12 protein-coding genes are annotated in these 9,819 nt (G+C 68.5%); 6 read left to right on the forward strand and 6 right to left on the reverse strand.

The genetic code is table 11. The annotated features are described in order from the left end of the window. Positions 1-20: 20 nt before the first annotated feature. Both ABZ345_RS39180 and ABZ345_RS39185 read left to right on the forward strand, forming a co-directional pair. Entirely contained in the window at positions 21-1,448 is a 1,428-nt protein-coding gene (locus ABZ345_RS39180) for an IucA/IucC family C-terminal-domain containing protein (RefSeq protein WP_359860012.1), read from the forward strand. Positions 1,449-1,494: 46 nt separating this feature from the next. Next, complete coding sequence (locus tag ABZ345_RS39185; RefSeq protein ID WP_359860013.1) at positions 1,495-3,567, forward strand: glycoside hydrolase family 2 TIM barrel-domain containing protein; 2,073 nt, start codon at positions 1,495-1,497, stop codon at positions 3,565-3,567. Here ABZ345_RS39185 and ABZ345_RS39190 read toward each other — a convergent pair. Both ABZ345_RS39190 and ABZ345_RS39195 read right to left on the reverse strand, forming a co-directional pair. Beyond that, entirely contained in the window at positions 3,564-4,523 is a 960-nt protein-coding gene (locus ABZ345_RS39190) for a chitinase (RefSeq protein ID WP_359860014.1), read from the reverse strand. The genes ABZ345_RS39185 and ABZ345_RS39190 overlap by 4 nt on opposite strands. 104 nt (positions 4,524-4,627) lie before the next feature. Then, the gene (locus ABZ345_RS39195) at positions 4,628-5,560 is read right to left on the reverse strand and encodes a DUF1295 domain-containing protein (protein ID WP_359860015.1); all 933 of its coding nucleotides are present in this window, start codon (positions 5,558-5,560) and stop codon (positions 4,628-4,630) included. Positions 5,561-5,621: 61 nt separating this feature from the next. Between ABZ345_RS39195 and ABZ345_RS39200 the strand changes: the two genes are divergently transcribed. Then, positions 5,622-6,197: a QsdR family transcriptional regulator gene (locus tag ABZ345_RS39200; protein ID WP_359860016.1), complete on the forward strand. Its 576-nt coding sequence runs from the start codon at positions 5,622-5,624 to the stop codon at positions 6,195-6,197. Here ABZ345_RS39200 and ABZ345_RS39205 read toward each other — a convergent pair. Continuing rightward, positions 6,194-6,610, reverse strand: coding sequence for a type II toxin-antitoxin system VapC family toxin (locus tag ABZ345_RS39205; RefSeq protein ID WP_359860017.1), 417 nt, complete (start codon positions 6,608-6,610; stop codon positions 6,194-6,196). The genes ABZ345_RS39200 and ABZ345_RS39205 overlap by 4 nt on opposite strands. 15 nt (positions 6,611-6,625) lie before the next feature. Next, positions 6,626-7,312, reverse strand: a complete 687-nt coding sequence (locus ABZ345_RS39210; RefSeq protein ID WP_359860018.1) for an alpha/beta fold hydrolase — start codon at positions 7,310-7,312, stop codon at positions 6,626-6,628. Between the two features lie 86 nt (positions 7,313-7,398). Here ABZ345_RS39210 and ABZ345_RS39215 point away from each other — a divergent pair, with 86 nt between their 5' ends. Next, entirely contained in the window at positions 7,399-8,364 is a 966-nt protein-coding gene (locus ABZ345_RS39215; protein WP_359860019.1) for a WYL domain-containing protein, read from the forward strand. A 53-nt stretch (positions 8,365-8,417) separates the two neighbouring features. Then, complete coding sequence (locus ABZ345_RS39220) at positions 8,418-8,768, forward strand: VOC family protein (RefSeq protein WP_359860020.1); 351 nt, start codon at positions 8,418-8,420, stop codon at positions 8,766-8,768. Positions 8,769-8,781: 13 nt separating this feature from the next. On the opposite strand, the gene ABZ345_RS39225 is transcribed toward ABZ345_RS39220, so the two are convergent. Together ABZ345_RS39225 and ABZ345_RS39230 are read right to left on the reverse strand one after the other, a co-directional pair. Beyond that, positions 8,782-8,946, reverse strand: coding sequence for a hypothetical protein (locus ABZ345_RS39225; protein WP_359860021.1), 165 nt, complete (start codon positions 8,944-8,946; stop codon positions 8,782-8,784). Positions 8,947-9,005: 59 nt separating this feature from the next. After that, positions 9,006-9,323 (reverse strand): hypothetical protein, encoded by a 318-nt coding sequence (locus tag ABZ345_RS39230; RefSeq protein WP_359860022.1) that lies wholly within the window; start codon positions 9,321-9,323, stop codon positions 9,006-9,008. A gap of 50 nt (positions 9,324-9,373) precedes the next feature. Here ABZ345_RS39230 and ABZ345_RS39235 point away from each other — a divergent pair, with 50 nt between their 5' ends. Then, the gene (locus ABZ345_RS39235; RefSeq protein ID WP_359860023.1) at positions 9,374-9,748 is read left to right on the forward strand and encodes an alpha-L-rhamnosidase C-terminal domain-containing protein; all 375 of its coding nucleotides are present in this window, start codon (positions 9,374-9,376) and stop codon (positions 9,746-9,748) included. Positions 9,749-9,819 lie beyond the last annotated feature (71 nt).

A 9,819-nucleotide genomic window follows, 5' to 3' on the forward strand; every position in this document is an offset into this window, starting at 1 on the left:
GGAGAGGGAAGCGGACAGCGGTGGAAGCGATCTCTGATGCCATCACCTCGACCGCCTTGCTCAACTGTCTGCGGCGCGAGGTGGGTGAGCCAGGCCCGGACGGCACGATGCGCCTGCCGCGGACCGATGTCCTGCTGCGCGCACGCCAGGGCCGTTGGCTGTCCGACCCCGAGGTTTTCACCGGTTCGTGGCAACCACTCTCGTGGCACGAGCTCGCCGTGCTCGTCACCAAGGAGCTCGGCGACCCGCCGGTCGGGTTCCTCGACGAGATCGCGGGATCCCGGTCGGCGATCGCGGCGATGCTGGCGGCACGGCCCGCTCCGCCGGCGGATCTTTACCAGCGCTCCGAACAGGCGTTGATCGCCGGGCACCGCTACCACCCCGCGCCAAAGGGCCGTGGCGGCCTGCCCGCGTCGCAGTGGTTGCCGTACGCGCCTGAGGTGCATGCCTCGTTCTCATTGGTGCACCTGGAAGGGTCGTTCGTCGACGACGGCGAGGTCCCGCTGCCCGCGAGGATTCTGCCGGCACACCCGTGGCAGCTCTCGTTGCTGGGCCTGTCCGGTGAGGTCGCTGATCATGTGGTGTGGCCGACGTCCTCCGTGCGCACGGTCTACGACCCGTCGGCCGACCTGTTCTACAAGTTCAGCCTCGATGTGCAGATCACCAACGACGTGCGCCGGTTGTGGGCGCACGACCTGCGCTGGGTTCCTCCGCTGGCTCGGGTGCTGAGTCCGGTGTTCGAGGACATCGCTTCCACCTATCCCGGCACGGTGTTCCTGATCGACCGCGGCTATCGAACGTCCCCGGAGTGCTTCGAGGGCCTTGCAGTGGTCGTGCGGGACGGGGTGCGGCGGCACACGTTGCCCGGCGTGACCCCGTTGCTGGCGGCCGGGATCAGCGAGGGTTTCGACGGCAACCCGTTGGACGGCTTGAGTTCCGCTGAGGCGTTGCGGTGGTTCCAGCGGTACGTCTCGGTCGTCGTTCCTCCTGTGCTGCACGCGTTCTTCGCGCACGGTGTGGTGATGGAGTGCCATCTGCAGAACGTTCTGGTGGGTGTGGACGCGTCGGGCATGCCGGTGCAGGCGTTCTACCGCGACCACGAGGGAATGCGTTTGCTGCCAAGGCACGCGGCGCTGCTGTCCGAAGTGGACGGCCCTGGCGGGTCGCGCGGTGTGTCCGAGGCGAAGGGCTGGGAGCGGCTCCAGTACTGCCTCGTCGTGAACCACCTGATCGAGATCGCGGGCGCGGTGCTGGATCGTCACCCCGAGCTCGACGTGTGGGCGGAGGCACGGGACGTTTTCGCGGGGTACGGATCGTTCACACTGCTGAACTCGTTGCTGGAGAGCCCGGTCGTGCCCGCGAAGGCGAACCTGTTGCTGCGGTGGACCCGTGCGGAGGGCGCCGCGAGCATCTACGTCGACTGCCCGAACCCGTTGTACCGGAACTAGCTCCTTTCGTTGACGCCGCTTTCACGTCGCCAATAGCGTGCTGGACATGACACGTCTGCTGGCGCTGCTCGTGCTGATCTCGGCGATGGTCGTTGGTGCACCGGCAGCTTCGGCGTACGCGCCACCGGACCTGCGTGCGAAGGTCGGTCTGGACGCCGGCTGGCGCTTCCTGCGCGCCGACGCCGTGGGAGCAGAGGCGCCGGCGTTCAACGACTCGTCCTGGACCCCGGTGACCGTCCCGCACACCTGGAACGCGGTGGACGGCCAGGACGGCGGCTCGAACTACTACCGGGGAATCGGCTGGTACCGCAAGCACTTCACGCCCTCAGCCGGTCTCGCGGGCCGTCGGTTGTGGCTGCAGTTCGACGGCGTGAACCAGGTTGCGGACGTGTGGGTCAACGGGGTTCGACTGGGCCAGCACCGCGGCGGGTTCGCGGGGTTCCGCTTCGACGCGACCTCGGCCCTGAAACTCGGCCAGGACAACGTGATCGCGGTGAAAGCCGACAACCGTGCCGCTGTCGACGTGGCACCGTTGTCCGCTGACTTCACGTTCTTCGGCGGCATGTACCGCGACGTGTCGCTGGTCGGCGTTGATCCGCTCGGCGTGCGCATGGGCGACTCCGGCGGCCCTGGCGTGTACCTGCGTCAGCGTGCTTTGACGGACGCCTCGGCGAGTGTCGAGGTGACCACCAAGGCCTGGAACAACAGGACTTCCGTCGCTCGAGCCAAGATTCGCGCGGTCGTGGCCGATCATGCGGGCGTGGTGGTGGGAGAGAGTGTCTCCGCGGTCCGTTCGGTCAACGCCGCCACCGGTTTCGACACCGTGCAGACCGTGACGATCCCGCGTCCGCACCGCTGGAACGGCAAGGCGGACCCGTACCTCTACCGGGCGAGCGTGGAGATCATCGACGCGGACACCGGTGCCGTGAAGGACGTCGTCACCGAACCGCTGGGTCTGCGCGTCACCTCGGTCGACGCTGTGACCGGGTTCTCGTTGAACGGCAAGTCCTTGCGCCTCAACGGGGTGAACGCCCACCAGGACCGCCTGAACTTCGGCTGGGCGGTGTCGGCCGACCAGCAACGCCAGGACTTCGACCTGATGGACGAGATGGGCGTCAACGCGTTGCGCACCGCCCACTACCAGCAGGCCTCGCGCGTCTACGACCTCGCCGACGCGCGCGGCTACGTCGTCTGGACCGAGATCCCGCTGGTCAACGAGGTCGCCGACAGCGCGGCCTTCCGTTCGAACGCCCAGCAGCAGCTCCTCGAGATGATCCGCCAGAACTTCAACCACCCGTCCATCGCGTTCTGGGGCATCGGCAACGAGCAGAAGACCAGCAACACCGCCACCAACAACCTGCTCCGCGACCTGGCCGCCTCCGTGCGCGCCGAGGACTCGGGCCGCCTCTCGACCTACGCCAGCCACATCGGCGACCTCGACCCGGTCTCCAGTCACGCCGATCTGGCCGCCTACAACAAGTACTACGGCTGGTACGACAAGAGCAGCACGGGCCCCGGCGCGTGGGCGGACCGCCTGCACGCCAACGACCCCGCGCGCAAGATCGCGCTGAGCGAGTACGGCGCCGGCGGCAGCGTGGTGCAGCACGAGGAGAACCCGAGCCCGCCCGTGACCACCTCGCGCTGGCACCCGGAGGAGTACCAGACCCTGGTGCACGAGAACTCGTGGGCGCAGCTTCGCAGTCGTGACTTCCTTTGGGGCACCTTCGTCTGGAACATGTTCGACTTCGCCGTTGACAGCCGTTCCGAAGGCGATACGTTGGGCCGCAACGACAAGGGTCTCGTGACCTACGACCGCGCGATCCGCAAGGACGCGTTCTGGTTCTACAAGTCCCAGTGGACCACGACGCCGTTCGTCCACCTGAACAGCGCCCGCTGGACGCAGCGAACGGCGGCTTCCACCACCGTCCGCGCTTACGCCACAACGGACAACGTGCAGCTGACGTTGAACGGTGCAGCCGTCGGTGGGCCACGACCGCCCGCCGCGGACCACATCTACACGTGGCCGATCACGTTGCGGCCAGGCTCGAACACGGTCACCATCACCGGCACGCGAGATGGCCGTGCCTACACCGACACGGCCACCTGGACGCTCGGCTAACCGTTGTAGCCGGCGAAGATCCGCGCGAACTCGTAGGGCTGCTGCGGGATGTTGTTGCACTTGTACAGCGCACCGGTGCAGGCGTTGGCATCCCGTCCCTGCTCCCAGAACGAGAGCATGTTCAGGTGCACCGTGGCGGCGAAGCTCACCAGCGCCCGAGCGTCCTTCTGGTAGAAGATCTCGTTGCGCGAGTCGTTCACGCCCAGCATCGGCGTGACCCCGATCTTCTTCCACGCGGCCGAGTCCGACAGCCCGTAGACCGACTTCACCTGAGCCTGCGTGGCCTTGGCCGCCGCGATCGCCTTGGCCCCTTGGTCACCGGGCCCCTGGTAGTAGTCCATGGCCATGATGTTGACCAGATCCAGGTTCACCCCGGCGTTCTTGGCCGACTGCACCACGTTCACGCCGTCCTGCGTCAGTCCGCTCGGCAACACCGGCAGCGTCAACGAGATCTTCAGGCCCGGGTTGCGGTCCTGCAAGATCTTCAACGCCTGCGAGCGCCGCTGAATCGTCGTGGGGTCGGCCACTGCGGCCCCTTCGATGTCGAAGTCCACGTACTTCAACGAATACGCCTTCACCACGGCGTCGTACTCGTTGGCCAGCGTGGCCGGCGTGGTGCAGTAGTACGCCAGCTCGATGCCCGACGCACCACCGAAGGAGATCTTCACGTCCCCACCGGCGGCGCGGAGCTTCTGGATCTCCTCCTTCTGCCACCCGGTCCTGGGGTCGTAAGCGCCGAACCAGCTCGCCTTGCACCCGTAGGACGTGACGAACCCGAGCGTGAAGCTCTTGACGCCACCCTTGGCGGCCATTTCGGACAACACAGGCGTGGGCCAGGCACCCATGTCGACGTACGGCGCGACCGACGACACCGTCGCCGCGTGCGCGCTGGACAGGGGTAGTGCCATCGCCGCCAGCGCGACGACCGTGGCCAGCTCGAACAGCTTGTTCCGCATGACGAACCTCCTCAGGGCAGGGGTGAGGCGGGGCCACTTATTGGTATAGACCATCACGCGGGACCTGTACAGCAAGAACGGAATCCGCTGGCCGCAGCCGTTCATCACTCCGCGACTTGCTGAGGGCTCCTGACGGGGCCGGGGAAGAACATGTTGGTGGTGGCCTGGTAAGCCGCGTAGTCGGGACGTTTGCGCAGGCTGTAGTACTCGGCGGGCCGCGCTCCGGTGTGCGTGGTCAACGTGACGTACAGCGCCCAGGAAGCAAGGCCGAGACCCAGGGCCAGCAGCACCCACACCGGCAACGCGGTGTGGTGGAACCGGGCCAGCAGTGCCGGCAGCGCGAGCAGCACCAGGGCGTTCCACTGCATCCACTGGAAGAAGTAGTTCGGGTGCCGGCTGTAGCGCCACAGCCCTTGATCGCAGGTGCCTGAGCCACCGCGGGCGCTGAACCGCTGCTTCTGGCGGTCGGCCACCGACTCCAGCACGTACGACCCGGCCCACAGGATCAGCGCGGCCGCGGACCACACCGACAGCCCCTGGGGACCGGCGGCGACGACGAACGCGGGGACGGCCAGCACCGTCGCGTTCGCCAGACCCTGCATCCAGATCTCGAACTGGACGGACCACGCCTCGCTGTGGAACCCCTGCCGCTCCCAGCGCCGCCGTTGATACCGGTACCGGGGCAGCTCGGCCTTGGGCGCACCGGGCGTCCACCAGCCGTGCTTCCAGCTCAGCACCAGCCCCCACAGCCCCATCCGCGCGCCCATGGCGAGATAGGCGACCGCGACCGCCCAGGTCACCACACCGAGCCGGTCGGCCGTGGCCAAGGTGACCACGCCGATGCCCGCCAAACCCCACGGCCAGGCCACGTCGACGTACGACACGTGCCGCGTGAGGTATCCGGGAACGGCCGCCACCAGGGTGAACAACACGACCTGCACCAGCAGGTTCCACCGGGCCGCCCCCGCCGTGGCCGGGTCGACCAGCAGCGCCACCCCGACCAGCGCGAAGGGCAGCATCCTCCAGATCCGCCGCACGCCGTCCTCCTCGCCCAGGGTGAGACATTCCGTCCAAATGTCTCCGTGAGACACTTTATACATGCTGTCTCACGCCGCGGCCAACGTGAACCTGACCACCGAGCCCGAGGTGGATCCGGTCATCGCCCTCGCGATCCGGCAGTTCCTGCGCGAGAGCCGCATCGACATGCGCGACCTGGCCACCGCCGCCGGCATCGGCCGCGCCACCCTCTACCGCCGCCACGGCGACCGCGACCGCGTCCTGGGCGAGGTGCTGTGGGCCATCACGCAACGGGGATGGGCGCGCCTGTGGCAGGCCAGCCCGCAGCGGGGCATGGCGAGGGTGATCGCCGTGCTGGACCAGGCGATGCGCGACACGGTCGCCTTGCCGGCCCTGCGCGCCCTGCTGGAACGCGACCCCGAAACCGCGCTGCGCGTCCTCACCTCCCAGCAGGGAGTGGTGCAGCAGCGCCTCGTGGCCGGACTGGCCGAGCTCATCCGCGCCGAACGCGACGACGACAGCTCGGAGATCCCGGTGGTCAAACTGGCCTACGCCGTGGTCAGGCTCGCCGAGTCCTTCTGCTACTCCGACGTCATCACCGGTGCTCCGCCGGACATCGACACCGCCACCGAGATCATCCGGAAACTTCTCGCCTAACGGTCCGACGTCGTAGATGACAACAGCGCGTCGATCGATGCGACCGTCACCAGCTTCTTCACGGCGCGGGCGAGCTGCCCGTCGAGCGTGATCAACGCGTCTGCCTGGAGCTGGGTCAGAGCGACGTACTCGGCGACCAGGGTGTCGGGCCATCCGAGCTGGTCGGCGACCTTCCACGCAACGGACTGCAGCACGCGGTCGCCGAGCAGCCGGATCCGCAGTCCGCGCAGGTAGTCCAGTCGTCCCTCGGCGTCCTTTTTGGTCATCTCACCGCGTTGTACCTCTTGGTAGAGGAGCGACAGCGTCTGCGAGCGAAGAAGTGTCGGGGCCAGGATCTGGTGTCCGGTGCCGATCACGGCCCGGTCGTGAGCCAGTCGAACGGCCACGTCCGGGCCGATCACGTACTTGGTCATGGAAGATCCACTTCTTCAGGCGGTGTCCGCTGCCGCCGCGAGGAGCCGGGCGAGTTCGGCCGGCCTGGTGTGCATGGGCCAGTGGCCGGAGTCGAGGTCGACGAGGTCGAGGTGCTTGGCCTTGGCGAGCTCGGGCACGTCGCCCGCGTTGATCCACTCCTCGGCCTGGGCGGGGGTGAACTCGGGGCAGATGACCACGACCGGGACGTCGAAGCGCCGTTCGTCGGTCAGCCGCACGACGCCCGTGGCCACATCCCCGGGAACGGGGATCGCGGTGGCGGCGAACGCGCGCCTGGCTTCCTCGTCGAGGTCGGCCGAGTCCGGTCCGTCGAACGGGTCCCAGCCGGGGAAGGACATGACGCCGTCCCGCAGTTCGAAGAAGTCGGCGTAGGGCTTCCCGTCGGCGGCCGGGAAGCCGCCGATGAGGACGACCTTGGAGATCTTGTCCGGACGCCCGTCCGCGGCCAGCCACGCCAGCGAGCAGGCGGCCGAGTGCCCGACCACCACAGGCTTTCCGGAGGCCACGTCCACGGCGCCGAGCACGGCCGCCACCTGGTCGTCGAGCGTGGCGGAGGCGGACCCGTCACCCTGGCCGGGCAGGGTCAGCGGCACGGGACGGTGGCCGAGCGACCGGAGCGCGGACGCGACGTCGTCCCAGGCGGACCCGTCGAGCCACAGGCCGGCGATGAGCAGGACGTCCATGATCAATACCCCTTTTCAGCGCGGATACGTCAGGCTAGAGGAAATTCCGGACGATCTGCTTCCGGTTCATCGCTTAGCCTGCCCGAGTGCCGAGTGACCTGAGTCCGACCGCCCGCGCCCTGCGTGCGTTGGAGATCCTCCAAGCGCGCCCCGGCACGACGGCCGGCCAGCTGGCCGAGAGACTGGGCGTCACGGAACGCGCCGCCCGCCGCTACATCGGGATCCTCCGCGAGGCGGGCATCCAGGTCGACTCGTATCGAGGCCCGCACGGCGGCTACCGGCTCGGGCGCGGAACGCGGCTGCCGCCGATCGTGTTCACCCAGACCGAAGCGTTGGGCCTGGTCATGGCGGTGCTCGACGGCCAGCCGGCGGCCACCGAAGCCGACGACCCGGTCGGCGCGGCCCTGGGCAAGGTCATCCAGGCGCTGCCCGAGAACGTCGGCCGTCAGGCGGCCGTCCTGCGCGAGCACGCCAAAGCCGCGCCCGACCGGCAGTCCGCACACCCGGATCCCGCCATCACCAGCGCACTGGTCGCGGCCGTCGCAGCCAGGCAGCGCGTGCTGATCGCGTACCAGAGCGAGCGCGGCAACGCGTGGAAGACCGAGGTGGACCCGTGGGCGGTCGTGGTCCGCCACGGACGCTGGTACCTGCTGTGTCATTCCCATCGGGCAGACGCGATCCGCACCTATCGGATCGACCGGATTCGCACGGTCGCACAGACCACGCACGAGTTCGAGCCACCCGACGACCTGGACCCGATCGCCGCGCTGGAGGAGAACCTGGGCACCGGCTGGGAGTTCCCCACCCACGTCGTGTTCGACGCCCCGCTGACCGAGGTCGCACCCTGGATCCGGCCTCCCATGGGACGGCTCCAACCATCGGGGAACGGGTGCGTGCTCGTCGGCAGCACCAGCAATCCGGCGATGTACGCACAGGAGTGGCTGGCGGCCGTGCCGTTCGCCTTCCGAGTCGAGGGCGGAGACGAACTGCGTGCCGCGGTCGCGACAGTCGCGACGCGCTTCGCCGCAGCCCTGGCGCCGCGGGACGGATAGCCGTCGGAAGGCTCTGGCTTGCGCGGCAACGCCTTCGCGAGACACTGTTGGCCATGTTCAGCGGCGCGCACGTGATCCTCTACAGCCAGGACGCCGAGGCGGACCGGGCCTTCGTCGCCGACGTCCTCGGGTTCCCTCACGTGGATGCCGGACACGGCTGGCTGATCTTCAAGCTGCCGCCGGCCGAGGTCGCCGTCCACCCGACGGACGGGGCGCCGCAGCACGAGTTCTACCTGATGTGCGACGACCTGGACGCGGTCCTGTCCGACCTGGCCGCAGCCGGTGTCGGCACCTCCCGGCCGGTGACCGAGGAACGGTGGGGGCGGCTCACCGCGGTAAGGATGCCAAGTGGGTCCGAACTGCCCCTGTACCAGCCGCTTCACCCCGTCGCACACAACCTGTGACGAGCGCGTGATGTCAGCCCACGAAGGTCGCGACAACAGACGCGGCGGCGGGGGTGACCTTGACCTCGGCAGCACGCAGCCGTGGATGGTCCAGCCAGTACATGCGGGCTTCGTCGGGCTGCCCTTCGTACACGGGCGGCGAACTCGTCATCGGGGCGAAGTCGTCCAGGACGATCACGCCACCCAGCCATAGCCAGTCCGCCGGCTCGAGTGGTCGGCCAGCTCCCGCCAGCCCCGTTACGCACCTCCCACCCGCGGGTCACCGGCGAACACCGCGGCGGCGATCTCCGCCCGTGCTCGGTCTCGTTCCACACTGACGATCCGCACGCCCGGCCGCGCACCGGAAGCCAGCCACGCCAAGCCAACCCCGCAGCCGGTCCCGGTCTCGCCGATCACACCGGCACCGACGCCGCCCGCAAGCGTCCGCAGAAGCCGGCCCTGCTCAGGAAGGCAGGAATGGGCGAAGCCGGCCCGGCGAGCCGCCCGCACCGCAGTCGCGACCAAGGGCGGAAGATCGACGCAGTGGTCATAGGCGGCCGTCCCCGAATCTGTCACGAGCCAATCGTGCCCTGCCTGACTCGGTCCCGTGAGCCACAACCGACATCGTGCGGCTGGACGATCACCACCTGCTTCCTGTCGGTCACGTCGCGGCAGTCGAGGGCGTCGAGGAACTCGGACCGGTCGGGCGCGCGCGTTCCGTGGCTCCAGCAGCCGGCCTGGCCGGCATCCGTCCCGCGGAGGGTGCCGTCGCCTATCGATCACTGGTCGTCGAGCCCAAGGTCGTGGGTGACCTGACCTTCGTGAAGGGCAGCTGCGAAACACCTCAGGGCACTGCGCGGTCGGAATGGCACAGGCGAGACGGGCGGTTCACCCTCGCCGTGACGGTGCCCCCGAACACCACCGCCGAGATCAGGGTTCCGCTGCTGGGCGGGCGAGTGGTCCTCCCATCGGCCGGTGGCTTAGAACTCCTAACAGAATGATCTTGGAATACTGTTGATCAACCGCGTGTTGACCTTGGTGTGAGGAAGGGCGAGCAGCTCCCCTGGATCGT

The organism is Lentzea sp. NPDC005914, from assembly GCF_040629405.1.
Lineage (GTDB): Bacteria > Actinomycetota > Actinomycetes > Mycobacteriales > Pseudonocardiaceae > Lentzea.

Bases quoted from the DNA above. Each gene is read 5' to 3' on its own strand.
- ABZ345_RS39185 (WP_359860013.1), top strand. From the start codon at position 1,495: ATGACACGTCTGCTGGCGCTGCTCGTGCTGATCTCGGCGATGGTCGTT.
- ABZ345_RS39190 (WP_359860014.1), bottom strand. From the start codon at position 4,523: ATGCGGAACAAGCTGTTCGAGCTGGCCACGGTCGTCGCGCTGGCGGCG.
- ABZ345_RS39200 (WP_359860016.1), top strand. From the start codon at position 5,622: ATGCTGTCTCACGCCGCGGCCAACGTGAACCTGACCACCGAGCCCGAG.
- ABZ345_RS39205 (WP_359860017.1), bottom strand. From the start codon at position 6,610: ATGACCAAGTACGTGATCGGCCCGGACGTGGCCGTTCGACTGGCTCAC.
- ABZ345_RS39210 (WP_359860018.1), bottom strand. From the start codon at position 7,312: ATGGACGTCCTGCTCATCGCCGGCCTGTGGCTCGACGGGTCCGCCTGG.
- ABZ345_RS39220 (WP_359860020.1), top strand. From the start codon at position 8,418: ATGTTCAGCGGCGCGCACGTGATCCTCTACAGCCAGGACGCCGAGGCG.